The 26195-nt window shown below is 37.5% G+C and carries 27 protein-coding genes; 13 read left to right on the forward strand and 14 right to left on the reverse strand.

Annotated features, from left to right (window positions below; genetic code table 11):
* Positions 1-226: 226 nt before the first annotated feature.
* The 3 genes from K2F26_RS25300 to K2F26_RS07810 are packed head-to-tail and all read left to right on the forward strand — an operon-like array spanning position 227 to position 1694.
* Positions 227-319: a 4-Cys prefix domain-containing protein gene (locus tag K2F26_RS25300; protein ID WP_367890327.1), complete on the forward strand. Its 93-nt coding sequence runs from the start codon at positions 227-229 to the stop codon at positions 317-319.
* A 50-nt stretch (positions 320-369) separates the two neighbouring features.
* Positions 370-1290, forward strand: coding sequence for a hypothetical protein (locus tag K2F26_RS07805; RefSeq protein ID WP_220611002.1), 921 nt, complete (start codon positions 370-372; stop codon positions 1288-1290).
* A gap of 59 nt (positions 1291-1349) precedes the next feature.
* Complete coding sequence (locus K2F26_RS07810; protein WP_220611003.1) at positions 1350-1694, forward strand: hypothetical protein; 345 nt, start codon at positions 1350-1352, stop codon at positions 1692-1694.
* A 17-nt stretch (positions 1695-1711) separates the two neighbouring features.
* On the opposite strand, the gene K2F26_RS07815 is transcribed toward K2F26_RS07810, so the two are convergent.
* Positions 1712-2221 (reverse strand): hypothetical protein, encoded by a 510-nt coding sequence (locus K2F26_RS07815; protein WP_220611004.1) that lies wholly within the window; start codon positions 2219-2221, stop codon positions 1712-1714.
* A gap of 133 nt (positions 2222-2354) precedes the next feature.
* Here K2F26_RS07815 and K2F26_RS07820 point away from each other — a divergent pair, with 133 nt between their 5' ends.
* Positions 2355-3284, forward strand: coding sequence for a protein rep (locus K2F26_RS07820; protein ID WP_220611005.1), 930 nt, complete (start codon positions 2355-2357; stop codon positions 3282-3284).
* 6 nt (positions 3285-3290) lie between these two features.
* Here K2F26_RS07820 and K2F26_RS07825 read toward each other — a convergent pair whose 3' ends face one another.
* Positions 3291-3614, reverse strand: coding sequence for a hypothetical protein (locus tag K2F26_RS07825; RefSeq protein ID WP_220611006.1), 324 nt, complete (start codon positions 3612-3614; stop codon positions 3291-3293).
* A 374-nt stretch (positions 3615-3988) separates the two neighbouring features.
* On the opposite strand from K2F26_RS07825, the gene K2F26_RS07830 reads away from it, so the two are divergent.
* The 3 genes from K2F26_RS07830 (at position 3989) to K2F26_RS07840 (ending at position 5765) form a co-directional block, all read left to right on the forward strand.
* Positions 3989-4540: a restriction endonuclease gene (locus K2F26_RS07830; protein WP_220611007.1), complete on the forward strand. Its 552-nt coding sequence runs from the start codon at positions 3989-3991 to the stop codon at positions 4538-4540.
* Complete coding sequence (locus tag K2F26_RS07835) at positions 4537-5088, forward strand: hypothetical protein (protein WP_220611008.1); 552 nt, start codon at positions 4537-4539, stop codon at positions 5086-5088. The genes K2F26_RS07830 and K2F26_RS07835 overlap by 4 nt, the downstream gene beginning before the upstream one ends.
* Before the next feature lie 71 nt (positions 5089-5159).
* Positions 5160-5765 carry a hypothetical protein gene (locus K2F26_RS07840; RefSeq protein WP_220611009.1) on the forward strand — a complete coding sequence of 202 codons (606 nt, stop codon included), beginning with the start codon at positions 5160-5162 and terminating at the stop codon, positions 5763-5765.
* 295 nt (positions 5766-6060) lie between these two features.
* Here K2F26_RS07840 and K2F26_RS07845 read toward each other — a convergent pair whose 3' ends face one another.
* From K2F26_RS07845 to K2F26_RS07860, 4 genes are all read right to left on the reverse strand, one after another.
* Entirely contained in the window at positions 6061-7647 is a 1587-nt protein-coding gene (locus K2F26_RS07845) for an NAD(P)H-quinone oxidoreductase subunit 4 (protein ID WP_220611010.1), read from the reverse strand.
* Between the two features lie 250 nt (positions 7648-7897).
* Positions 7898-8731 (reverse strand): DNA-formamidopyrimidine glycosylase, encoded by an 834-nt coding sequence (locus tag K2F26_RS07850; RefSeq protein WP_220611819.1) that lies wholly within the window; start codon positions 8729-8731, stop codon positions 7898-7900.
* Positions 8732-8877: 146 nt separating this feature from the next.
* Positions 8878-9096 carry a photosystem I reaction center subunit IV gene (locus K2F26_RS07855; RefSeq protein ID WP_220611011.1) on the reverse strand — a complete coding sequence of 73 codons (219 nt, stop codon included), beginning with the start codon at positions 9094-9096 and terminating at the stop codon, positions 8878-8880.
* Positions 9097-9414: 318 nt separating this feature from the next.
* Positions 9415-9999: a PAP/fibrillin family protein gene (locus K2F26_RS07860; protein WP_220611012.1), complete on the reverse strand. Its 585-nt coding sequence runs from the start codon at positions 9997-9999 to the stop codon at positions 9415-9417.
* A gap of 237 nt (positions 10000-10236) precedes the next feature.
* On the opposite strand from K2F26_RS07860, the gene K2F26_RS07865 reads away from it, so the two are divergent.
* A complete protein-coding gene (locus K2F26_RS07865) occupies positions 10237-10476 on the forward strand; it encodes a DUF3134 domain-containing protein (protein ID WP_194051527.1) in 240 nt (79 codons plus the stop codon).
* A gap of 87 nt (positions 10477-10563) precedes the next feature.
* Positions 10564-11667, forward strand: coding sequence for a phospho-N-acetylmuramoyl-pentapeptide-transferase (gene mraY, locus K2F26_RS07870; protein ID WP_246605550.1), 1104 nt, complete (start codon positions 10564-10566; stop codon positions 11665-11667).
* A gap of 71 nt (positions 11668-11738) precedes the next feature.
* On the opposite strand, the gene K2F26_RS07875 is transcribed toward mraY, so the two are convergent.
* The 6 genes from K2F26_RS07875 to K2F26_RS07900 form a co-directional block, all read right to left on the reverse strand.
* Positions 11739-12245, reverse strand: a complete 507-nt coding sequence (locus K2F26_RS07875) for a MogA/MoaB family molybdenum cofactor biosynthesis protein (RefSeq protein WP_220611820.1) — start codon at positions 12243-12245, stop codon at positions 11739-11741.
* A gap of 215 nt (positions 12246-12460) precedes the next feature.
* The gene (locus K2F26_RS07880; protein WP_220611014.1) at positions 12461-13030 is read right to left on the reverse strand and encodes a Uma2 family endonuclease; all 570 of its coding nucleotides are present in this window, start codon (positions 13028-13030) and stop codon (positions 12461-12463) included.
* Between the two features lie 158 nt (positions 13031-13188).
* The gene (gene psb28 / locus K2F26_RS07885) at positions 13189-13524 is read right to left on the reverse strand and encodes a photosystem II reaction center protein Psb28 (protein ID WP_194051521.1); all 336 of its coding nucleotides are present in this window, start codon (positions 13522-13524) and stop codon (positions 13189-13191) included.
* A gap of 603 nt (positions 13525-14127) precedes the next feature.
* Positions 14128-14580 (reverse strand): D-aminoacyl-tRNA deacylase, encoded by a 453-nt coding sequence (gene dtd, locus K2F26_RS07890; RefSeq protein ID WP_194051519.1) that lies wholly within the window; start codon positions 14578-14580, stop codon positions 14128-14130.
* 141 nt (positions 14581-14721) lie between these two features.
* A complete protein-coding gene (locus tag K2F26_RS07895) occupies positions 14722-15837 on the reverse strand; it encodes a CobW family GTP-binding protein (protein ID WP_220611015.1) in 1116 nt (371 codons plus the stop codon).
* Positions 15838-15959: 122 nt separating this feature from the next.
* Positions 15960-16109, reverse strand: a complete 150-nt coding sequence (locus tag K2F26_RS07900) for a hypothetical protein (RefSeq protein ID WP_220611016.1) — start codon at positions 16107-16109, stop codon at positions 15960-15962.
* A gap of 424 nt (positions 16110-16533) precedes the next feature.
* Here K2F26_RS07900 and cysS point away from each other — a divergent pair, with 424 nt between their 5' ends.
* The 4 genes from cysS to K2F26_RS07920 all read left to right on the forward strand — a co-directional run bounded on the left by cysS (position 16534) and on the right by K2F26_RS07920 (position 21991).
* Complete coding sequence (gene cysS, locus K2F26_RS07905; RefSeq protein WP_220611017.1) at positions 16534-17991, forward strand: cysteine--tRNA ligase; 1458 nt, start codon at positions 16534-16536, stop codon at positions 17989-17991.
* Positions 17992-18272: 281 nt separating this feature from the next.
* On the forward strand, positions 18273-19709 hold the full coding sequence (locus tag K2F26_RS07910; RefSeq protein ID WP_220611018.1) for a TldD/PmbA family protein: 1437 nt from the start codon (positions 18273-18275) through the stop codon (positions 19707-19709).
* Between the two features lie 169 nt (positions 19710-19878).
* Entirely contained in the window at positions 19879-20622 is a 744-nt protein-coding gene (locus K2F26_RS07915; RefSeq protein WP_220611019.1) for a Uma2 family endonuclease, read from the forward strand.
* A 22-nt stretch (positions 20623-20644) separates the two neighbouring features.
* Positions 20645-21991 carry a TldD/PmbA family protein gene (locus K2F26_RS07920; protein ID WP_220611020.1) on the forward strand — a complete coding sequence of 449 codons (1347 nt, stop codon included), beginning with the start codon at positions 20645-20647 and terminating at the stop codon, positions 21989-21991.
* A gap of 204 nt (positions 21992-22195) precedes the next feature.
* Here the strand turns inward: K2F26_RS07920 and K2F26_RS07925 are convergent, their stop codons facing one another.
* Complete coding sequence (locus K2F26_RS07925; protein WP_220611021.1) at positions 22196-22393, reverse strand: hypothetical protein; 198 nt, start codon at positions 22391-22393, stop codon at positions 22196-22198.
* 510 nt (positions 22394-22903) lie between these two features.
* Positions 22904-26029 carry a translation initiation factor IF-2 gene (gene infB / locus K2F26_RS07930; RefSeq protein WP_220611022.1) on the reverse strand — a complete coding sequence of 1042 codons (3126 nt, stop codon included), beginning with the start codon at positions 26027-26029 and terminating at the stop codon, positions 22904-22906.
* Positions 26030-26195 lie beyond the last annotated feature (166 nt).

Consider the following 26195-nt stretch of genomic DNA (forward strand, 5'->3'; position numbering starts at 1 on the left):
ATTTATATGCTTAATGGCACGCTGCGCGTTAGTGAAGCTTTCGCTTTAGCGATACTGCATCCCCTACTTATTTTGTTATTTATATAGTATAACCAGTTGCCAAAAATACGGAATCTATGTTACTCTACTTAGAGTAGATTTAAACATATTATTATTACTTTATATTCTTAATTTTCGTACTGGTGATGAATAACAGTCATTTATTGATGGGGCGGATTTTTGCGTGATGTCCTATTGTATCAATCCTCACTGTCCAAAACCTGCTGACCCTGCAAATGTAAATAACCGCTTTTTAAGTAAATTTGCTGTTTTGTTTTGAGACATTAAAATATAAACTTGGAATAAAAAATCTATTCAAAAATTAGGACTATGGGATTTATCGAAGCAATTTTTGGAGGGTTTGGATCTTTTGTTATCAAGGGAATCAACACCGTTCATCAACTAGCAAAAAATTATGTTTCTAGACTTGTTGATGAGGCTTTAAAAGAGAGAGTTGTAGAAAACCAGCCTTCATCAAATCCAACTTCCGTTAATGTCCATGTTGTTTATAATGTTCAAAATGAGATCAAAAATATTGACCTTGAGCAAACAGAGATTGAGAAAAAGCGGGCGCGTGATGGTTCTCTCAATTTAAGTGATATAGAGAAATTAGAAGAACTCCAAAAGCAACGTGAAGATAAGTTTGAGCAGTGGCAAAAAGCCAAAACTCAGGAAGTTATCACTGAACAGGCAAAAAATCCTGATTCCTATGAAACATCATTTTTGAATAATGATAATGTTCACATACTTCAGTTTCAGATGGGGCAAGTTGTCTTAGAAAAGCGATGTGTATGTGGTAAACCAATGATGTTACAGCATAGAGATCGTAAAGATGGTAGTATATTTTTATTGAATGATTTTTTTTGGTCTTGTGTTGGTTATTATAGTAATCAATGTAGAGGTACACAAAGATTTCAAACTCAAGATATCGCTCTACTCCACAAAGCCAATATACTTGAACTTCAGCTATCAAATACCGAACTTGGTCAAAGTTTTACTCGTCCACTAATTCAAAAGACAGTTGTTAGGCTTAGACAACATTTGGGAGAAGAAGATAGAGATATACTTTGTCCAATACACCATGTACCTATGATGTTGAGAGAAAAAGATAAATCTAACCACTCAAATGTAGTTTTAGATATGTTTCATCTAAGATGTCCACATTTTCAATGTCAGCAAACAGTGAAGTTAAAATCACTTGCACAAATTGCAGCATTTTTGCATCGTAAGGAAGAACGCGGAATATTTTAACCCAAAATTAATAAATAGTTGTTAATATGTAAATATACAGAGTTCATAGGAATAAAAACATGATAGATGTATATTTACCACTACCATTAACCCCAGTAGATAAAAACCAAGATCCCCACGTTTTATTTAGACTTGGTACAATGCCTGATATGATTGAGTCTGGTCAAAAATTTAGGTTAAGAGACACCATATTTCAAAACCTGCTTTTTCATGTTATGATAACTGGCTATTATCGAGATAAGGTATTAGTAAAACCAGAAGAAACAGGAAAAATTACTGAAAAAGCCTTAGATTTATTTTTCAGACATAATAATCCAAAAGATTATAGAGAAATTTCTATTGAAGAATATTGGTCGCTATATCCCGAAGAATACAAGCTACTTCATTCAGAAGGCTGTATCTAGTTTGTAGACATACTAATTTAATAACCACAGTCTGCTGGATTTATAATGAATTTGGTTATAAATCTACTATCATTACCGAAATAACAAAAGGCAAATGATACGCCTTTTTGCAAAGCAAGTTTTGTCTCTGGAATGCTACAGATAGAATTTTCTATTACTGGCAGTATAGCATAAGCAAACTTTTGTGCATCTATTTCAAAAGATGAATAGTTGATCAATTCATAGTTATAAACTAATCTATGACCCTCTACACCAACGTTATTCAGTATGGTTTCTTGATCTATTTGTATAGGCGTAGACTTATTTATCTCATTAGCTGTTTTCCATAAAGCCTGTTGCTTTGATAGTTTGTTTTGGTTACTAAATGAATCAGCAATAGCTTCACTACCAGTTTTTACCAAAGATTCACCTACAGCACTAGCTACACCTGCCATTACAACTTTTGTTACCTGACCTGCAAGTTTACCAGATCCTTTGCAGCTACATAGTAGCACTACAATGAGAATCGAACAAAACAACTTTTTCATCCTGGTTAATTACTTATTTTTAATAAAACACAATAAATTTAATTATAATTACTGATGGTTAATTTAGCAAAATAAATTTACTTTTTATACTGATTTGTAAGTATAAATATATGAATTAGTGCTACGGGTATTTATGGAGAAAATAATCAATTTAGATAGTCTTTCTGAAGTTGATCCTACAGGTAAAATTTGGGAAAAACACCGAATTAATGCTGATAAAGTTGCTGAATATTACGCCAAAGCAGATAATGAAACTTTGAATGATTATGCTTATCGGGTGAAAAGCTGTTCTGAGTGGCTAGAGTTTCGCTTAGTATCAGAAGAAACAGCAAACACTCTCAAATTAAAATTAACTAATGCGCGATTTTGTCGAGTGCGTCACTGTCCGGTTTGTCAGTGGCGACGTTCTATGATGTGGAAAGCCAAAGCTTATCAAATTCTCCCCCAAGTTGTTACAGATTATCCTAAATACCGTTGGTTGTTTATCACTCTCACAGTCAGAAATTGCGAAATTGAAGAACTCAGGGAAACCTTGGATGAAATAAACAAAGCTTTTAAACGTTTATCAGAGTTGAAAGCATGGCCAGCTAAAGGTTGGGTAAAGTCTGTAGAAGTCACCAAAGGTAAAGATGGAATATCAGCACACCCACATATACACCTTTTAGCAATGGTTCAACCTTCATATTTCAGTCATGGCTATCTTTCTCAAGTTAAATGGGTATCATTATGGCAGCAGTGTTTAAGGGTTAATTATCAGCCGGTAGTTGATGTGAGAGCGATCGCAAAACACCATGATCCAAAAGTGCTAATTCCTGAAATTCTCAAATATCAGGTAAAAGAGTCTGATTTATTGGATGATAGGGAATGGTTTCTAGAGTTAACCCGTCAACTACACAAAACGAGAGCGATCGCAGTTGGGGGAGTTCTCAGACATTATATGCGAGAATTAGAGGAGAAAAATCAAGACCTCATTGGTGAAAGTGAAGAGATAAATGAGGGTACAGATAATAGTTTATATTTCGGATGGAATAGAAGATTACATAAGTACATAATAGAGGAATAACTAAGATTAGTCAATATAGTGACTATCAGGTAAATGCGGGGGTTTCAGCCCTCTGAAAAAGGTAGCTGATTTTCTCAGAAGATAGAGATTATAAGCAGCAAAACGGGGATTAGGATATTGAGAAGCAAGATAAGAATAGAAAGAAACAGGTGCAATAAACCAGATACGTTTAGAACCATCCCTATAGATATGTTCATCAATGACATGAAGTGAAGGAAGCCAAGAAAGAAAAAGAGGATGTGTAAGAAAGGCATGAGAAACATAAAGTCTGCCAACAGGAATACCATCAAATTGGGAATAACGGGTGAAAATAGAAAACTCAACAATCATTTAAACACCTCAAATGAAATAGATGATTTTGAAACTAGAATCCTTCATCACTAATCAGGCGTTAGCCTGTGTAGATTAATGGGAAAACAAAGAATATCCAAGAAACAAATTTGCGCGTAGCGCACATAAAAACATATTTGTCTTTCAGGGTGAGATTAATGAAAAAGTAAAAACTCCCAATTACATAGTGTTGTAGTAAATGGGAGTTTAAAATAGCCTTCACTTGAAAGTAATAAATATCTTCTAAAGAATTTAATCAAATAAAAATGATCTCACCAAAACAATGGCGGATCTGTATGATTTGGGAAAATGGAAATGCTTATAATGTAGAATTAACGATCATAGTTACAACATAGGACACATCACATAGAATCATGACTACAGATACAGAATATCAAGCAAGAATTACCACCTATAACTGGGATGATTTAATCAAATTATGGTCACAAATTAAAGCAAAAAAGACCTCAAACTTTTGGGATGCAGGTAAAGCATTAGAATATTTAGTATTACGTGCATTTCAACTTGATGGTGCAGAAGTAGCTTGGCCTTATAGTGTGTACATAGATGGAGAAGAAATAGAACAAATAGACGGCGTAGTTTATGCAGAAGGATTATCCTGTATAATAGAATGTAAAGATACCATCAAACCAGTAAAAGTTGAACCTATCGCTAAACTGAGAAATCAACTTTTACGCAGACCAGCAGCAACTATTGGTAGTATATTTAGTGTTAGCGGCTTTACTGAGGCTTCAGAAACTTTAGCTGGATTTATTGCACCACAAACTATTCTATTATGGGGAGGAGCAGAAATTGAATATTGCTTAGAAAATAAATTTATACGTCAAGCATTAATCAAAAAATATCGCTTTTGTGTTGAACAAGGACTAGCTAATTACAACATTAAAACTGAGGTTATATCATGACTTTATCTTATATAGTATTAGAAGGTAATAAAAACAAAGAAATTATAGAAAAATTACTACCTAAAAATTTAATTCAAGATGTGAAAATAGTAGTAGGTGAAAGTCAGTATGAAGTAAGAACATTAGCAAGTTCCCTCATCGCTACTAGACATATTCCCGTAATCTTACTTTTAGATGCAAATACAGATAACGAATCTCAAATATTTGAAAAAAGGGATTTAGTTAATTATTTATTACGTCGTGCTGCGGCTAAAACCCCTTTTCAAGTATCTTTAGCTATTCCCGAAATAGAAATTATATTCCTCCAAAATAAACCATTGATTGAAAAAATCGCCCAACGTCAATTTTCTGACTTAGAATGGCAACTAGCCCAAAGTAAACCTAAAGAATTTTTAGAAACAGTATTAGGTAAAGAAACATCAATCAACAAAAAAATATTTAGCAATATCAACGATGAAGAAATTAAAATATTACAACAACATCCATTAATTCAAGAGATAATCACTTTCTTATCATCACTTATTGCATCTTCCATAGCAATTAACTAACCATTTTCATCTATGATACAATAACTATCCTGTAAATCCTAAAATCCTGGACATCCTGATTCAGACAAATTATGACTCGTAGAAAAATATTATCAGAAAATCAATCCTACACATTCCAATCTTACTTTGAAATGCCATATCAAGCTGATGAAATATTAGCAGAATTAGGTTACTATTTAATCAGAAAACATATTGATTTACCTAAAAGTAGTCATCCTTTAGAAAGATTAGCAGAATTAAAACAAAGAATTGAAGAATCTTTAACTCTAGTCAGTTTAAGCAGCGAAACAGCGAGACGAGAAACTTTAGTAGCACCTACATTATTAGAAGTTGCTCGTTATTGTCAATGTCAAATCAGAATCGAGTATCCATTATCTGTGAATAATTGGTTAAAAGGTAATTTAGATTATTTCCTGAAACGAAATCCCGGTTTATTAGTAGTTGAGGCAAAAAATGATGATTTAACACGGGGTTTTACTCAGTTAGCTGTAGAATTAATTGCTATTTCTGAAGTTGAAGAAGGTGATATTTTTTATGGATGTGTAACTATTGGGGATGCTTGGCGTTTTGGTAGGTTAGATAAAACAAATCAGCAAATTTATCAGGATATTTCACTATATCGTATTCCTGATGATTTAGAATATTTAATGAGAATATTGTTAGGAATTTTAGAATAGTATGATTACAATATTTTAGTAGTAGGTTAGGTTGACGCAAAGAAACTCAACATTGATTTCAAAAATCAAAATTTAAAATTAAAATTTCCCCAATAGAAAGAGTCAAACCCCTTGACACCACCCGAAAAACCTGTTATGCTAATTTTGACAAGGAAGAACTATCTTCTGTGCATAAGCAATTCAAAATAATTCTATATTCTTCTCTGCGTCTCTACGTGAGAAAAAAAATAAAATAGGGGCAGCTTTCACAACCACCCCCCCAAAAAAACTTGTAACTTAACTTATAACTTAACAACTACTCAGCACTAGCCAAAGTGGGAGCAGCAAAAACTTGAGAATATAAACTTGTAGGTTGTTGACGCGCCACCACAGGCAACACTTGACGAGCATGAGCCGCAACTTCCACAGTTTTCACATCATAGGTTTCTGTAACTAACTTAGGATAGAAACCAATCCCGATGATAGGCAGTAATAAACAAGCAGTGATGAACAACTCACGGGGTTTAACATCAGCAACTACAGTATCTAAATGTAACTCTTCACTTTGCTTACCGTAGAACACTTGACGCAACATGGAGAGTAAATAAATAGGTGTTAAAATCACACCCACAGCAGATAAGAAAATAACTACAACCTTGAAACTAGAACTATAAACATCGCTAGTGCCAATACCCAGGAATACCATCAACTCACCCACAAAACCACTCATACCGGGTAAAGCTAAAGAAGCCATTGCACCAGCAGTAAACAAAGCGAAAGTTCTGGGCATTACCTTAGCCATACCACCCATTTGGTTCATCATTAAAGTATGGGTGCGTTCATAAGTGACACCAGATAAGAAGAATAAACTAGCAGCAATTAAACCATGAGAAACCATTTGTAACACCGCACCACTAATACCAATTTCGGTATAAGATGCAATGCCTATTAATACAAAACCCATGTGGGCAATAGAAGAGTAAGCTAAACGGCGTTTGAGGTTGGTTTGAGCGAAGGCACAACAAGCACCGTAAACAATATTAACTACACCTAAAATTGCTAAAACTGGAGCAAAAATAGCGTGGGCATCACCTAACATTTCCATGTTGAAGCGAATTAGGGCATAACCACCCATTTTTAATAACACACCAGCTAAAATCATAGAACCAGGTGCAGATGCTTCACCGTGGGCATCAGGCAACCAGGTATGAAAAGGGAAAATAGGTAATTTTACACCGTAAGCAATTAAGAAACCTGCATAGAGAGCTAATTCTAACAGTTGGGGATATTCTTTGAGTCCCAACTCTGTCATATTAAAGGTGAAGTTATCACCATAAAACGCCATTGTTAAACCAGCTACGAGAATAAATATAGATGCGGCGGCTGTGTAGAGAATAAATTTAGTAGCTGCGTAACGGCGGTTTTTGCCTCCCCAAATAGAAATCAATAAATAAACAGGTACTAATTCAATTTCCCACATTAAGAAAAATAATAACAAGTCTTGGGCGAGGAATACACCTAATTGGGCGCTGTACATCACCAGCATCAACGCATAAAATAAACGCGGCTTATTGGTTACTTTCCAAGCCGCGAATATAGCTAATGTGTTAATTAAACCTGTTAGTAGCACCAAGGGCATTGATAAACCATCAATCGCTAATGCCCAATTTAAACCAATTTGAGGTATCCAACTATAAGTTTCTGTGAGTTGTAAAGCGGAACTTTGGAAATCGTAACCTTGCCAAACCGCATAAATCATTAATGCTAAGTCTGCAAAAGCTACTCCTAAAGCATACCAGCGAACGGTTTTACCGTCTTTGTCAGGAATGAGGGGAATGACTAAGGATGCCACTAACGGCAAAACAATTATGGCTGATAGCCAAGGAATTTGTATCGGATTCATCACTGTTTACAATCAATTTTGAATTTTTCTTTTAATTAGATTATATTAAGGAATCGTTACTTTTGTAAACACATTTCTTAACATAATTTGAGTTTAGGCAATAAATAGTAATAAATACTTACTAAAACTGCCTAGCCGCTATTTTAATCATAAATTTTTGTAACGTCAACAAAAAAGCGGCTAAATTGGCCGCCATTTTCAGATATAATCTTTTCCCTCATAAAATTTTAACAGGCATATAGACTCAGCACTAACTTTGACACTGAGAACAAAAATGACTAGAACGCCCACCTAATTTAATACGCTGGATGATATTGCCACAAACTTTACAAGGTTCTCCAGCACGGTTGTAAACCCATGCTTCACCGCCATAATTGCCGTTAACACCTTTAACATTAAGGAAATTACTAAAAGTCGTTCCCCCAGCAGCAATACTGGCAGCTAAAACATCAATTATCGCTGTTCTTAAAGGTGCTATTTGTTTTTTATCTAAGTCTGTACAGATGGTAGTTGGTAATATTCCACTTTTAAATAAAGCCTCATCAGCATAAATGTTACCTAATCCCGCAACTATTGATTGATCTAATAAGGCTGTTTTAATCGGACGACGAACTTTTTGCAGTTTATTTGCTAAATACTCAACTGTAAACTCTGGGGAAAATGGGTCTACTGCTAGTTTGGCTAAACCTGTAATAATACTTTCTACAGGTAAATTACCAGGAACATACCACATTTGCCCGAAGGTGCGCTGATCTACAAAGCGTAATTCTTGATTATCCCCAAAAAATAATCTTACCCTTGTGTGTTTGTGTAAGGGTTCGTTTCGATTTAACCATAATAATTGCCCTGTCATTCGCAGATGAACGCCCAACCAAGAAGAAGAGGAGAGTTCAGCCAAAAGATATTTACCGCGACGATGCCAAGATTTAATGGCACTGGTTTTAATTTTTTCTATAAATTCTTCAACAAAAAAAGGGTGGGCGATGGTGCGTGGTAGCAACACATCTCCCCCCGTAATTTCTTGATTTAGGGTTAATTGATTTAAACCCCGTCGTACTGTTTCAACTTCAGGCAGTTCAGGCATTTTTAGAGTAATGAGTGCTGGGTGTTTAGTTTTGAGTAATACCTCAACATTAGATGAAGGGCATAGAATCAGCATATTTAGTTTACTGCTTTTCCATGTTTTTATACTCAATTCTCAGCACTCAGGACTCATGACTGTTGTATTGCTTACTTTTTAGCAGCAGCTTTAGCTTTGGGTGCTTCCACTTCTACTAATTCATCTAAAGCAAAGTTGTTGGTGTTAACACCAGCGTAATTAACACTGGGGAAACGGACGATTACAGGGTACTTAATTCCGCTTTGATCTACAGTAGCAACAGTACCTACTTCTTGAAACCAGTAGGACTCGGGGCGGAGAATACGTACTTTGGAACCACGTTGAACCATGATTATCTTCCCTTTGAATGTTCAATTGAGGATAAATTAGGGCTATTTGATTTCACTCTACAACTAGAAGGTCTTTACTAGCGTATTTGTTAAGTTATTTGTCATAAGTTAGGGGACTGGGGACTGGGGACTGGGGACTGGTCACTGGTGACTGGTGACTGGTGACTGGGGATGAGGAAGATATCAATAACCTAATCACCAATTACCAATTACCAATTACCAATTACCCGAAAAAGTATCAAACCCTACTTGACAAAGTACCTATAATAGAATAATGTCGTTCGCAAACACTTTTTGCGAATAAATTGCCTATGCCTTTTATGCCTTGCTTAAAACAAAGACGCTCCCCTCGTTACCTCTGCCAATACGCAGATCATTGTCTAGATAAGTGATGTCCAACCATCCTTGTTGTTGGTCGCTGTTGATGGGAAAATCAAAAGCAGTAAATTTTTTCCCTGATTCAATTTGTTGGATAAACGTTGCAGGTGATTTGTAGGCAATTAACCTTTGCAAGCCAAGAATAGAACGTTGAAATTTAACTTGAATTCGACGTTCGGAAACAGGTTCAAATTTAGCAGCTACGCTAACTAATCCTTCCAAAGAAGGTAGTCCATAAATTTCAGCAATGTTATAAACACTGTTAGTTTCGACTCGAATACATTGGTAAATTTGACCAAGTTTACAAAGAGGGAAACGATCCAGGTTTAACAAAGCCTTGCTAGTGGTGTATAGTAATCGCCAATCACCTTCTAGTAAATGACTGGCTTGCATTGGGCGGGGTGTGGGGTTAAAGTCTTCTAGACTAGCGATCGCCGCTAAGATAGCCTGTTTTTGGGTTTCAGTTGCCAGTAAACCCCGGTTTGTACCAACAATTGCATCTAAAAGCGTATCTTTTATTACCATAAATGTTGACCTCAAAATATAGCTATGAAATCAGGATTAACAAGGGTTAAATGTTATATGTATAGGCTGGTGTAATCGTCGAAGAATAGCTTGCTGTTTGGCATAGGGCTATTAAATAAATTTTTGTGTTTAATTCGGATAGATCAATCAAAGAGTTGAATCATTAACTAAATTATCCCGTATCAAATGATAGACTCTTAATGTCCAGAACTTGTACCTTTTTCTGTCTTCGTTGATATGTTAAATTCTCCCCTAAATGAGCAACCCCGGAACCAAAGAGCTACTGTAATTCCCTTGAAGCAAAAGTCTTCGATGTTGGACTGGTTGCAGTCTAGCGGTCGTCTCATCGCTCGTGACTTTAACGAATCGACTTTTTCGGAGCCAGAAGAAGAAATATCTGATTTTTTGGCAGGAGAAGATGGAATTGGCGACCTTGACTATGATGATGATGCCGATATCAGCATAGATGAGGATTAGCCTTGAGGACTGTGGGGACTGGGTTTGATCAATAGTTTCGGTTTTCGGTTTTCGGTTTTTTAAGTGTGGAGTGAAGGGAAATTTTTTGTGGACGCTAAATTATCTCCAAACCAAGGATTAAACATTTCTGGAATTGGGCTGGCCTCTCTGTTAGCCCTCTCGCTGACTACAACTGCATTGATTTTAGATGGGTTAGGACATAGAGTATTCTGGCAAGCTAATTCGCTGACTATGCCGTTTTTTTTATGTGCTGTAGGCGCTGGTGCTGCTGGTTTTTGGGTTGTGCCGTTGCTACAAGCTTTGAAAACAGGACAAATAATTCGGGAAGATGGACCGCAAGCGCATCTGAAAAAAGCTGGTACTCCAACTATGGGGGGGATTTTTTTCATACCGGTAGCTGTAACAGTTGCTTGTATTTTGTCTAATTTTGCTCAGGATGTACTTGCTGTTTCTGTGTTAACACTCAGCTATGGCTTAATAGGCTGGATAGACGATTGGCAAATTTTGCATCGAAAATCAAATAAAGGTATATCTCCAAAGATGAAATTGGCTTTGCAGATTGTTTTTGCAACTGGTTTCTGTGTCTGGATGATGTTTAACAGAGATTTTAGTATAACAAATATTACCTTGCCTTGGGTTGGTTTATCTTTGCCTCTGGGTTTACTTTTCTGGCCTGTGGCTGGTTTTGCGCTGGTTGCAGAAAGCAATGCTACGAATTTAACTGATGGTATTGATGGGTTAGCTGGGGGAACGGTGGCGATCGCCATTTTTGCTTTAGGCGCTTTGATTTCACCCACTTCGCCTGATTTGATGATATTCTGTGCGGCTATGAGTGGTAGTTGTGTAGGCTTTTTAGCCCATAACCGCAACCCAGCCCGTGTTTTTATGGGTGATACTGGTTCTCTGGCTTTGGGTGGTGCGTTGGCTGCTGTAGCACTGCTTACTAATAGTTTAGTAGCCTTGTTCATTCTCAGCGGTATTTTCTTTGTGGAAACTCTGTCTGTAATGGCACAAGTCAGTTATTACAAAGCTACCAAAGGACCAGATGGGAAAGGTAAACGGTTATTTAAAATGGCCCCTTTACACCACCATTTAGAATTATCCGGTTGGTCAGAATTGCAAGTAGTTGGTGCGTTTTATATCATTGCTGCGATTTTGGCTACTTTCTGCTTGACAAGCATCAAATTTTGAGATTTTTAACAAATTATCCATAATTCAGCCTAGATCCCCGACTTTTTTTGAGCAGTCGGGGATCTTGTTTTTTATTGATTTTGCATTTGCTTGACAAGATGGACAATTTCTGGTAATATCAGCTTTTCAATTCCCAAATGGACAGCGTTACTAGAACCAGGTAGGGAAAAAATAAGTTTATTTCTATAAATACCAGCTACAGCGCGAGAAGCGATCGCTCTAGAACCGATTTCTTGATAACTGAGAAAACGGAATATTTCGCCAAATCCTGGTAATGTCTTTTCTAGTAAGTTGGCGATCGCATCATAGGTAGTATCTCTGGGTGCTATTCCTGTACCACCATTAAAAATAATTACATCTACATTCTGATTGTTACTGATACTTTCTATATATGCTTGGATTTGGTTTGGTTCATCTTTGATTATTTGATAATCTGCAATTAAATGATGAGCAGATAATAATAAATCCTGTATTAATTTTCCACTTTTATCTGTTTCAGGGTTGCGGGTATCGCTGACGGTAACAACTGCACATTTTACTATGATATTTTCTGTATCTGGATGTGGATGTGATTTGATCATATATAGACAATGCAATTACTATTATTAATTTTGCTATAGTTTACTCCCTTCCTACCGGAATAATACCTATTTAATAAACCACGAAGGCACGAAGCACACGAAGGAAGAGGAAAGGAAGAAAATAGGTAATCTTACACCGTGAAGGGAGTAGTATGTAATAAATAGTCAAAAAAATTAAAAAATTTTTTAATTACTTATTTTATTTTCAATTTTTATCCCTGTAAAACCTCACCCACAGTTAACTTAATATCAGAAAATAAAGGTGAAGAAATTACCATATCATCAGTAAAAACCTGCTCATCATAAAAACCTTCTACCCACTCTAAAACTGTTACCTTTTTTTGCATGGAATCAACTATCCAATATTCAGCAATACCCCGCGCTGCATACTCTGAACGCTTGTAACGATAATCCCGATTTTCTTGGTTAGGACTGACTATTTCAACTACTAATAATGGGGGTGTCATGTCCATTAAAACTAGGGAACGTTTAGCTGCTTTCATTTCTTCTGCTAATTCTTCTGAAAATATCACTAAATCAGGAACTCGCACCCCTACCATCCGACTATTTACAGCTATTTCTGTTTTCATACTCAAGCGGTAATAGGGAATACCTAATTTGAGAAAATAAGCAAGTAAAAACATTGCTATTCGCCGATTTATCTCACTTTCATAAGGCATAACAATTAATTCCCCATTTTCCAATTCATAGAAATTATCTGTACCGCCATCAAATTCTAGAAACTCTTCAAAAGTCATTTTTTTAGCAGTTGCAACTGTCATGATTATTACTCCTATAAACTGCTGACTGCTTATATTTACTATTTTAACAATATAATTAAATCGGGTGATGGGTTGCAGGATGCGGAGTGCGAAGTGTGGAGTGTTGATAACCCAATCACTAATCACCAATTACCAATCACCAATCACCACTAAGTAATTTAAGATTTACTTAATCCTAAATCATTCTCTTCAGCGTACCGATTCATAAACCGCATAAAACGATCCCATTCTTCTACACTTTTCATCAGGTAAACAGCTTCTACTGCTTCTGGTCTACCATTAACAAATTTACCCTTGACTTCACGGGTGATAATTTCCCCCTCTTCGTCAATCATATACATCCCTGTAATTTCTTCTGTACTATTTTCACTGAAGGCTTGGGGATTTTCAAAAGTAAATGTTGCTGTTCCACTATCACCAGTACGTGATCTTGTTAACTTTACTTCTGGAACTACTGGTTCGTCAATGCCTCTAGAAAATTGGATTTTTGCCATGATGAATGTTTGTTTAATTTTTATGATCTTTAGGTTAATATTCTCTGCTATATAAAACCTAGACAAAGCTAGACTTTACTTTCTACTTCAACGGGAGCATGGGAGCGGTTATCCCTCCGTAGACTTGCACGCTGTAGCCCAACGCGATCTTTCTGGTGTGAAAGGAGGCAGGAGTTGAAAGGCAGTTTTGCTGGAGGCCGATTATAGGGGATTTTCAACCCACCTCCAATCATAGACCGCCAAATCACCAGATTATGGCGGGGGACTTAAACCCAAATGGGCGAGTCTAAAAGGCTTTATTCTTAATTCAAAATTCTCCATCCTCCTGCCCCCTGCCTTTTGCCTCGCCCGAAGGGCAGTTAAGATTTTCAAAAAGACTACCACTATCATTGCTTGGTTTTCGCGTCGGCAATAGTCTTAATTCAATACTGGATATCCCAGGATTATATATCAAGATAGTTGATTTTTTAACTCAAGAGCAATTGATTTTTGTCTACATAACTATAGCTTTGTCTAGAAAATCTCCAGCTTAGGACTAGCTCATCATATAGCAGCGATTTGGCTATCTTGATTAAATCTGTTTTTCATTTTGGGTGGGTGTCGCTAAATAGCTTCTTTTTCCAAAATTAAAGTAACTGGTCCATCATTTTCAATTGCAACTTGCATCATCGCGCCAAATTTACCAGTTTCTACCCTTAAACCACTTTTCTGTAATTTTGATACAAAGAAATTATATAAATCTACTGCTAATGTAGGTGTAGCAGAACGATCAAAGGAAGGACGACGACCTTTACGACAATCTCCATAAAGGGTAAACTGACTAATTACTAATAATTCCCCATTTATTTCTTGTACAGATTTTTGCCATTTATCACTACCTTCATCATCGGGAAATAAACGTAATTCTAAACATTTACGCACCATCCAATCAATTTCCGCATCAGTATCAGTATGAGAAATACCCACAAGTAAATTTAAACCTCTACCAATTTTACCGATAATTTCCCCATTTACAGTGACTTGGGATGATTTAACTCTTTGAACAATAACGCGCATATTTCAGATTTTTGAATAATGAGAAAGGTAGGGGTTTAGCAGTGCTAAACCCTTACAGAAGTCACGAAGTGGGGTGATGGGGGAATGGGGTAAAAATTCTTTAACTGTTATCTGTTTCCTGATTTCCCAATCACCAATTTTCTATTTACCGAAACCTTTCCCTTTACTAACAGAGGGAAGACAAAGACAATTTTCTAGTTGCTGAAGTAAAGTCTCTTGATCTAAATTTTGACCAATTAAAACCAGTTGATTTTTCTTTTCACCTTTCCACTGATCATCATCAATAGTGAAGCGTTTACCGCACAGGTGGAAAATATGACGTTGAGGACTTTCTTCAAACCACATAATACCCTTAGCGCGGAAGACATTTGTGGGTAGTTGGTTATCTAAGAAATATTGAAATTTTCTAATCGAGAAAGGTTTATCACTTTGAAAAGATATGGATGTAAAACCATCATTTTCTAAGTGATCAGAGTGGTGATGATCATGGTCGTGATGGTCATGTCCACAGGTAGAATGATCATGGTCGTGATGTTCATGTTCGCAGGTAGAATGATCATGATCGTGATGATGATGATCATGTTCATCGGTTTCTGAATCAAAATATTTATCAGATTCAAATAACCCAACACTGAGAATTAAAGGAAGTGGAACTTGAGAATTTTTAGTTCTGATAATTTTCGCACCTTCCTTAATATCATTAATCTTTTTCTCTAATGAATTTAAAGCAGCTTCATCAACTAAATCGGTTTTATTGAGCAGAATTACATCACCATAAGTAATTTGACTAAATGCAGCTTGAGAGTTGAATAAATCCAAGCTATAATTTGCCGCATCTACTACAGTGACAATTGAATCTAATCGGGTTAAATCTCGCAATTCAGAACCTAAAAATGTCATTGCTACAGGTAAAGGATCTGCTAATCCTGTGGTTTCAACTACTAGATAATCTAGCTTTTCTTCTCTTTGTAAAACTTGGTAAACAGCATCAATTAAGTCATTATTAATGGTGCAACAAATACAGCCATTGCTAAGTTCCACCATATTATCATCGGTGGAAACAATTAATTCGTTATCAATACCAATTTCGCCAAATTCGTTGACTAAAACAGCAGTTTTTACACCTTGCTGATTAGTAAGAATATGATTTAGTAAAGTTGTTTTACCACTGCCAAGAAAACCAGTGATAATGGTAACAGGTAATCCTTGTTTGGTTGCTTCCATTGCGGGAGATTCTGAAGTAACTGCTGATGTCATAGTTATGAAGTAGGATTTGAGTCTATTTTGAATTTTAGCGTGATTTGCAAAAATCCGAGTAGCTGTTAATTGTCACTTAGGAAGTGTTTGTTAGCTAGTTATTTTATCATTTTTTGAATCATTTATAAATTGCTTAAAGTGATTTTTTCATTGATGCAATTCTCAATAGCAATAGTTGTTGTTTGAAGATTTGCAATATCAGAAATTATACCTAAACCTAAATATAAAGTTAAATCATTTTGATCTTGGGTTAAATTACGCCAAATCTGCAAAATTTACTTGTTTAGTTCTGGGTAAAGCTAGAATCATAAGTTACCTAACTCTGACAACTATATTACATGATATTACTGCCAATTATTTAGAGAACTATATTTAGATATCTTAGATATCATAGATGATAAGAGGGTATTTGAAAAGTTTTGGATCGTGATTTTAGGCACTTCATGATAGCGAAGCGTGGCGTAGCCATTCCCCCCTAACCCCCCTTAAAAAGGGGGGAACTAGAGTCAAAGTCCCCCTTTTCAAGGGGGATTTAGGGGGATCTATAAATATTTGATACACCATCAGCGACTTTTAAAACATCCTCTAAGAGCGATCGCTTTTTACTGTATCTGTAACTTAATCTGTCTCACCTATCCGGTTACTCACTACATACGCTATCATTGCTAATCGTTAGATTGCCTTATCCCTTATATTATGACCCTATCTATTTACAATACTCTCACCCGTCGTCAAGAAGAATTTAAAACCGTCGAACCTGGTAAGGTAAAAATGTATTATTGCGGTGTGACAGTTTATGATTATTGCCATTTGGGTCATGCTAGAGCTTGTATTGTTTGGGATGTAGTGCGTCGCTATTTACAGTTTATTGGTTACGATGTGCGTTATATCCAGAATTTCACGGATATTGATGATAAAATTCTTAACCGCGCTAGAGAAGAAAAATCCACAATGGAAGCGGTATCAGAACGCTTTATCCAGGCATATTTTGAAGATATGGGGCGTTTAGGGATAAAAGAAGCGGATGAATACCCCCGTGCTACTCATACCATGAATGGTATCCAAAAATTAATTCATGATTTAGAAACAAAGGGTTTTGCTTATCCTGCTGATGGTGACGTTTATTACGCGGTGCGAAAGTTTGATCAATACGGTAAACTTTCAGGACGGAAATTAGCAGATTTACAAGCAGGTGCAAGCGAAAGGGTAAATGTAGAAGATCCAGAATATCAGAAAAAGAAAGATCCCTTTGATTTTGCCTTGTGGAAAGCTGCAAAACCTAGCGAACCTGCGTGGGAGTCACCTTGGGGTAAAGGTCGTCCTGGATGGCACATAGAATGTTCTGCAATGGTGCGCGATCGCCTGGGTGATACGATAGATATTCATGCTGGTGGTGCTGACTTAATTTTCCCACACCATGAAAACGAAATTGCCCAATCTGAAGCAGTCACCGGTAAACCTTTAGCTAACTATTGGTTACACAATGGCATGGTGAAAGTAGACGGTGAAAAAATGTCTAAATCTTTAGGCAATTTTACCACAATCCGCGATTTATTAGATCGTGGATTTGACCCAATGGCATTAAGATTATTTGTGTTAATGGCACAATATCGTAAACCCATTGATTTCACAGATGAAGCAATTTTAGCAGCAACAAATGGCTGGCATACTATTAAAGAAGGTTTACTTTTTGGTTATCAACATGGTAAACAACTAGGTTGGGAAAATCTGGAATTAAATAAAGCTAACATTGATAAATATGAAGTTGAGAAATTTACCAACGCAGTTGATGATGATTTTAACTTTCCTGGTGGGTTAGCGGTTATTTTTGAATTAGCTAAAGAACTCAGAAAAGAAGGAAATATCATTGTTCATCAAGGAAAAACAGAAACTCCCGCCAATGAATTATTAAAACAATGGCAAACCTTATTAACATTAGCAGAAGTTTTAGGTTTAACCGCCGAACCAGAAGCAGAAACAACAAAAAATGATGGTTTAAGTGATGCAGAAATTGAGGAATTAATTCAGAACAGACAAGAAGCGAGAAAAGCTAAAAACTTTGCTGAATCTGATAGAATTAGAGACGAACTCAAAGCCCAAGGTATTGAATTAATTGATAGCAAAGAAGGTACACGCTGGCAAAGAAAAAATTAAAAATTAACAAAGCATCGTCATCTGAGTTGTGAACATGATTTTTTAAACGAACCGCAGAGACGCAGATGACACAGAGGTAAAGACAAAAAAGATGATTGAATCTTACTCCTTTCTCATTCTAATATTACCCCCATTCTTTTCTTCTTCCTTCGTGTCCTTCGTGTTCTTCGTGGTTCATTCTCTTTAAAAATCCTTCACAACTAACCAATATCTCAAAAACTCTTTCCCTCTGCGCCTCTGCGTGACATAAAAAAATAATTTTTTAACCTTTAATTAATCCTATGTGGTCAGAACTAACAACCGCCATATCACATTTTAACATTCCTGCTGATTGGATCGGTATCCGCGCAGTCAAAGAAACAACCAGAACCCATTTTGTCAGAGATGGTTTACCCCAAAGCAACGGTAAATCATTAACAATGGGAGCAATGATAGAAGTGATGGTTAATGGTATTTTGGGTTATGCTGCTACCAACTCCTTAACATTATCATCATTACAAAATGCGGCAGAAATAGCATATAAACAAGCAGTTGCAGCAAGTGAATTTTGGATTTATCCCTTTACTGAAAATACCCGTCCTAAAGTCGTCGGTGAATATAACTCACCTTTCTTTGAACCATTAAACGCTATCAGTCCAGGGGAAATAAATGATTTATTAATGAGAATTTGTCACAGTTTAAAAATTAGTGATAAAATAGTTCAAACCGTAGCCAATATCAACACATCTGAAAAAGAGACTTGGTTTGTTAGCAGTAACGGTTCAGAAGTTTATCAAAAAATCATTTCTTTAGGCAATCATTTTGGTGTCATTGCCCAAGATGGTAATGTTGTGCAAGAACGTAGTAATAACGGAATGCACGCTAATTGTTATCAAGGTGGATGGGAAGTATTAAAACAAGATAATTTATGGCATCGAGTTCAACAAATTGCCGAACAAGGATTAGAATTATTAACAGCCCAAGAATGTCCCAATACTCGCACTAATTTAGTTTTAGCACCAGATCAAATGATGCTACAAATTCATGAAAGTGTAGGACATCCTTTAGAAATTGACCGCATTTTAGGAGATGAAAGAAACTATGCAGGTGGTAGTTTTGTGAAACCCGAAGATTTTGGTAAATTAGAATATGGTTCACCTTTAATGAATATCACCTTTGATCCTACAGTTGAAGGTGAATTTGCCAGTTATCATTTTGATGATACAGGTGCAAAAGCCAACCGAGAATATATCATCAAATATGGCATTTTACAAAGAGGTTTAGGCAGTTTAGAAAGTCAAAATCGTTCTGGTTTACCAGGGGTAGCTTGTGCGCGTGCTACTTCTTGGAATCGTCCACCAATTGATAGAATGGCTAACCTAAATTTAGAACCAGGAAACACCAATTTTCCAGAAATGATAGCGGATATAGAACATGGTGTGTACATGGAGTCTAACCGTTCTTGGTCAATTGATGATAGAAGACATAAATTTCAATTTGGTTGTGAATATGCGAAGTTAATTGAAAACGGTAAACTCACAAAAACCCTGCGTAATCCTAATTATAGAGCTACCACACCAGAATTTTGGCACAGTTTAGTTAAGGTTGGTAATGATGCAAATTGGCAAATGTACGGTACTCCATTTTGTGGAAAGGGAGAACCTAATCAAACTATTTGGGTAGGACATGGTTCTCCGGTTTGTGTATTTGCAAATGTAGAAGTTTTTGGTGGTGGGTAAATTCAATATAAAATAGAAAATGAATAGATCCCCAACTTCTGAAAGAATTAGGGGATCTAAATATTAAGTTTTTTTGGTTTGAGTTACTTATCAAAAATTCTGACTCCTGACTCCTTAATTTTGATATTAATGCTACAATCAACAAACAACTACTTGATGCTATATCAATATGATCATTGCACAAGACCTAGAACAAACAAAAGACATCTCCCCAGATGTCATCTTTCCCCCCAGTGATTTATATAGTGATGAACCACCCGTGGAAACCGAACTGCATCTACGACAAATTATTTTACTTTTGCAATGCTTAGAATGGTTATGGAAAGATAGAACAGATTTCTATACTGCAGGAAATTTAACTATTTATTATAGTCCTCACCAGAAAAAAAATGAAAATCTCAGAGGTCCTGATTTTTTTGTGGTTTTAGGAACAGAACGCAAAACCCGGAAAAGTTGGGTAGTGTGGGATGAAGATGGGAAATATCCCAATGTAATTATCGAAATTCTTTCACCCAGTACAGCTAACAGTGATAAAGTAACTAAAAAAGAACTTTATCAAAATACCTTTAGAACACCTGATTATTTTTGGTTTGATCCTTATACATTAGAGTTTTCCGGTTTCTATTTAACAAATGGTCAATATCAACCTTTAGAACCCAATGAAAACGGATATTTATGGAGTGAACAATTAGGTTTATATTTAGGAGTGCATGAGGGTTTATTAAGGTATTTTACCCCTGAAGGTGAGTTAGTACCAACACCAGAAGAAACCGCAGAAGAGGAAACTAAGAAAGCAGTAAAATCAGAGAAAAGAGCAAACCAAGAAGCTAAACGAGCAGCACAAGCAGACGCAAGAGCAGAACGTTTAGCGGCAAAATTGCGAGAATTAAATATTGATCCTGAGAACATTTAAACCGACTATTAAAAAAATGAAAATGCAAATTGAAGAATTATCAATCTTAGAAAATAACTTTAATCAACTGATAGAAATGCTGCTTGCAAAAAAAGCAGATAGTGAACATTTTACCGTCAGACTTAACAGCGAAAGAAGTCAATTTACCCGCTTTAATCGTGCTAAAGTTAGACAAACAGGACTGGTTGCTGATGGTTCAATTACCCTAACTTTAATGGAAAATCAGCGCAGTAGTTTCTGTAAATTTCCTTTTACTGGAAACTGGGATATAGATTGGCAAACTGCATACCAAGCTTTACAAGATTTACGAGAAGAATTACATCTATTACCAGTCGATCCTTATTTGGTTTTACCTACAGGAAATAATGTTAGTAGAGAAGTACATACAGGTTTATTAGCACCGGAAAATGTGGTTAATTCTATTTTAGAATCGGTTGCTGATTTAGATTTTACTGGTATGTATGCTGGCGGAATAATTATTAGAGGTTATAGTGATTCTAGCGGACAAAAACACTGGTTTGCAACTGATTCTTTTAATTTAGATTATTCTTTAATTATCGAATCAGGAAAAGCGGTAAAAGGTACTTTTGCTGGTAGTGAATGGGATGAATCTGCTTATGTAGATAAGATAAATGATGGTAAAAAACAATTAGCTTTATTGTCTCTTGAACCCAAAGAATTACCCAGAGGAAATTATAAAACCTATTTTGCTCCTGCTGCTGTAGCGGAATTATTGGGAATGCTTTCTTGGGGTGCTATTAGTGAAGCTTCTATCCAACAGGGAAATAGTGCTTTATCTGCTTTATCACGTCAAGAAAAACAACTTTCATCTAAATTCGTTTTAAAAGAAAATTTCACATCTGGTTTAGTTCCCAGATTTAATGATTTAGGAGAAATATCACCAGAGGAATTAACTTTAATAGAAAATGGTGTTTTGGTAAGTAGTTTAGTTAATTCTCGCACAGCTAAGGAATATAATAAACCTGCCAATGGTGCTAATAGTTCAGAAACTTTACGTTCTCCAGAAATCAAAACAGGTAATTTAGCTTTTGCTGATATTTTACGCAGTTTAGATACTGGGTTGTATGTTTCTAATTTGCATTATTTAAATTGGAGCGATCGCCAAACTGCTAGAATTACAGGTATGACTCGTTATGCCTGTTTTTGGGTAGAAAAAGGAGAAATAGTCGCCCCCATAGAAAACCTCCGTTTTGATGAAAGTCTCTACCGTTGTTGGGGATCAGAAAATTTAGTTGCTTTAACCAAATTTCAAGAATTGATTCCCGAAGTGGGAACTTATGAAAGTCGTCAATTAGGTGGTAGTTTAGTTCCAGGAATGCTGGTGGAAGATTTCACCTACACTTTGTAGTTTATAGCAGGTGACAGGTGACAGGTGACAGGTGACAATGTAAGAGGGAATAGGGAGGAAAATTTTAGATTTTAGATTTTAGATTTTAGATGAAAGTTGACAAAAACAATCCAAAATCCAAAATCCAAAATCCAAAATCCAAAATCAATCACTCCTGACTCCTGACTCCTTTTATACCTGGTTATTGTGAAAAATGTTGTTTTCTTAATAAGCTAAAGTTTCTAAAGTTTCTCGTAAATACCGTTGTACTTGCTGTTCTAGGCGCAAACCCTTTAACTGAGCATTACTTTCTAGTTGCCAGCGTTGGAAACCGGAACTAGCAGAAATGGCATACTTCAGGTTTTGCCAAATGTGAGCATCACGAGAAAGCTGGCCGGTGCTAGAAGCTGAAATTTGAGCCATAGTTCCTCATTCCTCGTTTTTCAATTTTAGAGTCAAACAATTTTAGATTTTAGACTTGAAACGGATGACTGTCTTGCCTAAAACGACAACAAAGAAACCAAACAAGCTAAATCTAACATTTTTTAAATGGGGCAAGATGTGATCCATACCTACCCCGAAAATTTTGCAATCTTATTTTGCAATCTTATTTAATCTTTTCTCAAGATAACGGTTATACAGCAGTAAATTCTGTGTGATAGATCACTAAAACTAAGGATATTTTCGGTAAAATTCTGGCAAATAAGCTTTTTAAATTAACCAAAGGATTTTAAACTACGGGTTTTATGCTGTTTTATCTGTGTGATAGATAGATAATTATTTTTTTCTTTTATCTCTTCGCTCTCACCTGTCACCTATCCCCTGTCACCTGCTATATGAGTGCTGAGATTTATGTATGTGAATGTTGAACTAAACACTATATCCATTCAACACTCATCAATTAACTCAGCACTCAACAGTCGGTACTCAAGACTACTTAGTTAAGGTCAGGGTACGGCGTTTAGTTACCATTTGGTAAGCTTCGATGATGTCATTTTCAGCCCAGTCATGGAACTTATCAATACCAATACCACATTCATAACCAGAGTTGACCTCGCGCACATCTTCTTTCATCCGTTTGAGGGAATCAAGAATGCCTTCGTAGATCACCTTACTGCCGCGACGAACTCGCACTTTACAGTTACGAACCAGTTTTCCAGATTGTACATAACAACCAGCAACTGCGCCACGACCGACTGGGAAGACAGCACGGACTTCTGTTTGTCCTAAAGGTTCTTCTACTAACTCTGGTTCTAGTAGACCTTCCAAAGCTCCTTGGATATCTTCTAGCAGTTTGTAGATGATGTTGTATTCCCGCACATCCACACCTGCTTCATCGGCAGCTTGTCTAGCACCACTAGCGTAGGTAGTGTTGAAACCAATGATCACGGCGTTACTAGCAGCAGCTAAGTCGATATCTGTTTCTGTAATTTCTCCAGCAGTAGCCAACAACATCCGAATTTGTACTTCGTTTTGAGGTATTTGCTTGAGAGAGCCAATAATAGCTTCTACAGAACCTTGGACATCGCCTTTGAGGATCAAGTTGAGTTCTTTCAACTCGCCTTCTTGAGCTTGAGCCGATAGGGTTGTGAGGGTAACTCGTCCTTGTAACAAACGGGATTGACGTTGTTTGTCGGCACGGTCAGCAGCGATCGCTCGTGCTTCTTTTTCGTTCTCAAACACTTCAAACTCATCCCCAGCAGCGGGTACATCACTTAAACCCAGTACCTCAACTGCACAGGAGGGAGTAGCAACTTCTACACGCTTGCCTCGATCATCTACCATTGCCCGGACTTTACCAAATGCTGATCCTGCCACGAGCATATCTCCCACCCGGAGAGTACCGTTTTGAATCAACAAAGTAGCAACAGCGCCCTTAGCTTTATCCAGATGGGCTTCAATCACTGTTCCCTTAGCCACCCGATCTGGGTTAGCGGAAAGTTCAGCGACTTCTGCCACCAGCAGCACCATTTCTAGCAGTATATCCAGGTTTTCGCCCCTGATGGCACTCACAGGAACCATGATCGTCTCACCGCCCCAATCTTCTGCGGTTAAACCATAATTGGTCAGTTCTTGTTTAACCCGCTCTGGTTGCGCCCCTTCTTTGTCAATCTTGTTGATAGCGACAACAATGGGTACACCTGCGGCTTGAGCATGGCTGATCGCTTCTACTGTTTGCGGACGCACACCGTCATCGGCGGCAACCACCAAAATCGCAATATCAGTCACCCGCGCACCTCTAGCCCGCATAGCTGTGAAAGCTTCGTGACCAGGAGTATCCAGGAAGACAATCTGTTGTTGCTTACCATCATGTTCCACATCAACGTGGTATGCGCCGATATGCTGGGTAATACCACCTGCTTCACCCGCAGCGACTTTAGTTTTGCGGATGGAGTCAAGTAGAGTAGTTTTACCGTGGTCTACGTGACCCATAATTGTCACCACAGGAGGACGACGAATCAGATGATCCAGATCCTCAATGTCAATCATTTCTGTGACTTTGCGGGCTTCTGCTTCTGGTTCAGCCGTTTCCACTTCTACCTCTAGTTCTTTAGCTACTAGGGTAATGGTGGGAATATCCAGATTTTGGGTGATACTTACCGCCATGCCTTTCATAAACAGGATTTTGACAATTTCTGTATCGGCAATCACCAAAGCATCCGCCAACTCTTGTACTGTCATTGGTCCTGTGACAACCAGTTTTTCTGGGCGATCGCGCTTGACTTCTACTTCTTGTTGACGGCGGTTTTGATCCCGTTGGGAACCAGACTTTTTATTTTTGGTGGGTGCAGACACCGCCAACGTTGGTTGTTGTGCAGGTCGAGCAGCCTTGGGTTTAGGTGGACGAGCTATAGACAAGCTCACTTGGATAGTAGCTGGAATTTCCAGACCCTCTTCATCCAGTAAATCATCTTCTTCAAAATCATCATCAATGATGGGTTTGGCTCGTTTACCCTTTAGTCCTACCTTGGCTTTTTCTTTGATTTCGTCAATTATTTCTTCGTCCTGCCATTTTTTCCCGCCTTTAGCTGGACGGGGTGGTGTAGGACGTTTCAAATCCAGCAAAGCTGGTGCGATCGGCTCATCTACCAATACCTCTTTTTTAGCTCCTCCAGACATGGGTTTAGGTGGAGTGGCTACAGGCATGGCGGCTACAGGTTCAGCAGGACGTGTTGGCCTGCTGGGTCGTTGCACATCAGTTGATGGTGTGGGTGCAGATTTACTTCCCCTGTGTTCTGGTTTCACAGGTGATGGAGTTGAGCGACCTTGTTTTTGTGGTGTTTGCTCTGATGTTCCTTTATTGCCCCTGGGTTTTGAATGTTCCCTTTCCTCTTCACGCCGTTGCTGACGGTCGCGTTTAAGAATTGGTTTTTCTGTAGGAGATAGCTGTTCTGTGGCAGAGGCTTTTTCTTCCAGAGGTCTTGCTGGTGGACCAACCAGTTGCGGTTTTTGCGGTTTTTCCGGTTTGGGTCGATGACCAGCCGGTTTTTCCGGTTTTTCCGGTTTTATTTTCTCTGGCGCTGGTTGGATACTAGGCTTATGATCTGTTTCTGCCACAGGTTTTTGTGGGGTCTCAGATTGATTCCGGGGTACAGGTCGAGTTGGTGCCGTCGGTTTCATGGGTGAGACTGGTGTAGCGAAAGGCCGTGGAGGTGATGGAGAATTAGCTGTAACTTCGCCATTTACACTATCAGACGAAGCAATTTGGCTATTGGTAGCAACTGACGCTTCTGAGGCGTTGGAGGTAGTGTTTCTCAAGATTTTGGGTTTGCGAATTTCCAAAATTTGTTGTTTATGGGGTGCAGCAGGTCGGTTTCGGGAGCCAGTTTTTTGTGAATTTGGTTTATGGCTGTTTGTACCTAATTCCTTTTTGGGCGTGACACTCGTGGCTGGGAGTTTTTCCGCAGCTTGTCGAATTTGTTCTGCCTCAGTTTCTGAAATCGTGCTGCTATGGCTTTTGACCGCGATGTTGAGCTGGTCGCAAATTGCTAGTAGCTCTTTGTTATCCAAATTCAATTCCTTTGATAATTCGTAGATTCTAACTTTGCCGTTGTTCATCCACTCTTTCCCCTTTAATTTACAGTTTTAACGGATGGTTGCCTGGTTTTCGACATCTCCATCCTTTGATCACTGTTTTTTAGGTTGCCCTTGGTGATGTTGCCGGTGCCTCCAATATTTAGGAAAGAGAGATGTTTCGGTTTAATACTGGCATCCCCACCGGGAA

Source organism: Sphaerospermopsis torques-reginae ITEP-024 (assembly GCF_019598945.1).
Lineage (GTDB): Bacteria > Cyanobacteriota > Cyanobacteriia > Cyanobacteriales > Nostocaceae > Sphaerospermopsis.

Bases quoted from the DNA above. Each gene is read 5' to 3' on its own strand.
- K2F26_RS07845 (WP_220611010.1), bottom strand. From the start codon at position 7,647: ATGAATCCGATACAAATTCCTTGGCTATCAGCCATAATTGTTTTGCCG.
- K2F26_RS07825 (WP_220611006.1), bottom strand. From the start codon at position 3,614: ATGATTGTTGAGTTTTCTATTTTCACCCGTTATTCCCAATTTGATGGT.
- K2F26_RS07880 (WP_220611014.1), bottom strand. From the start codon at position 13,030: ATGACAGTTGCAACTGCTAAAAAAATGACTTTTGAAGAGTTTCTAGAA.
- K2F26_RS07925 (WP_220611021.1), bottom strand. From the start codon at position 22,393: ATGGCTCAAATTTCAGCTTCTAGCACCGGCCAGCTTTCTCGTGATGCT.
- K2F26_RS07815 (WP_220611004.1), bottom strand. From the start codon at position 2,221: ATGAAAAAGTTGTTTTGTTCGATTCTCATTGTAGTGCTACTATGTAGC.
- K2F26_RS25300 (WP_367890327.1), top strand. From the start codon at position 227: ATGTCCTATTGTATCAATCCTCACTGTCCAAAACCTGCTGACCCTGCA.
- K2F26_RS07850 (WP_220611819.1), bottom strand. From the start codon at position 8,731: ATGCCTGAACTGCCTGAAGTTGAAACAGTACGACGGGGTTTAAATCAA.
- K2F26_RS07895 (WP_220611015.1), bottom strand. From the start codon at position 15,837: ATGACATCAGCAGTTACTTCAGAATCTCCCGCAATGGAAGCAACCAAA.
- cysS (WP_220611017.1), top strand. From the start codon at position 16,534: ATGACCCTATCTATTTACAATACTCTCACCCGTCGTCAAGAAGAATTT.
- K2F26_RS07920 (WP_220611020.1), top strand. From the start codon at position 20,645: ATGCAAATTGAAGAATTATCAATCTTAGAAAATAACTTTAATCAACTG.
- psb28 (WP_194051521.1), bottom strand. From the start codon at position 13,524: ATGGCAAAAATCCAATTTTCTAGAGGCATTGACGAACCAGTAGTTCCA.
- K2F26_RS07830 (WP_220611007.1), top strand. From the start codon at position 3,989: ATGACTACAGATACAGAATATCAAGCAAGAATTACCACCTATAACTGG.
- dtd (WP_194051519.1), bottom strand. From the start codon at position 14,580: ATGCGCGTTATTGTTCAAAGAGTTAAATCATCCCAAGTCACTGTAAAT.
- infB (WP_220611022.1), bottom strand. From the start codon at position 26,029: ATGAACAACGGCAAAGTTAGAATCTACGAATTATCAAAGGAATTGAAT.
- K2F26_RS07835 (WP_220611008.1), top strand. From the start codon at position 4,537: ATGACTTTATCTTATATAGTATTAGAAGGTAATAAAAACAAAGAAATT.
- K2F26_RS07910 (WP_220611018.1), top strand. From the start codon at position 18,273: ATGTGGTCAGAACTAACAACCGCCATATCACATTTTAACATTCCTGCT.
- K2F26_RS07855 (WP_220611011.1), bottom strand. From the start codon at position 9,096: ATGGTTCAACGTGGTTCCAAAGTACGTATTCTCCGCCCCGAGTCCTAC.
- K2F26_RS07805 (WP_220611002.1), top strand. From the start codon at position 370: ATGGGATTTATCGAAGCAATTTTTGGAGGGTTTGGATCTTTTGTTATC.
- K2F26_RS07915 (WP_220611019.1), top strand. From the start codon at position 19,879: ATGATCATTGCACAAGACCTAGAACAAACAAAAGACATCTCCCCAGAT.
- K2F26_RS07840 (WP_220611009.1), top strand. From the start codon at position 5,160: ATGACTCGTAGAAAAATATTATCAGAAAATCAATCCTACACATTCCAA.
- K2F26_RS07820 (WP_220611005.1), top strand. From the start codon at position 2,355: ATGGAGAAAATAATCAATTTAGATAGTCTTTCTGAAGTTGATCCTACA.
- K2F26_RS07865 (WP_194051527.1), top strand. From the start codon at position 10,237: ATGTTAAATTCTCCCCTAAATGAGCAACCCCGGAACCAAAGAGCTACT.
- K2F26_RS07810 (WP_220611003.1), top strand. From the start codon at position 1,350: ATGATAGATGTATATTTACCACTACCATTAACCCCAGTAGATAAAAAC.
- K2F26_RS07860 (WP_220611012.1), bottom strand. From the start codon at position 9,999: ATGGTAATAAAAGATACGCTTTTAGATGCAATTGTTGGTACAAACCGG.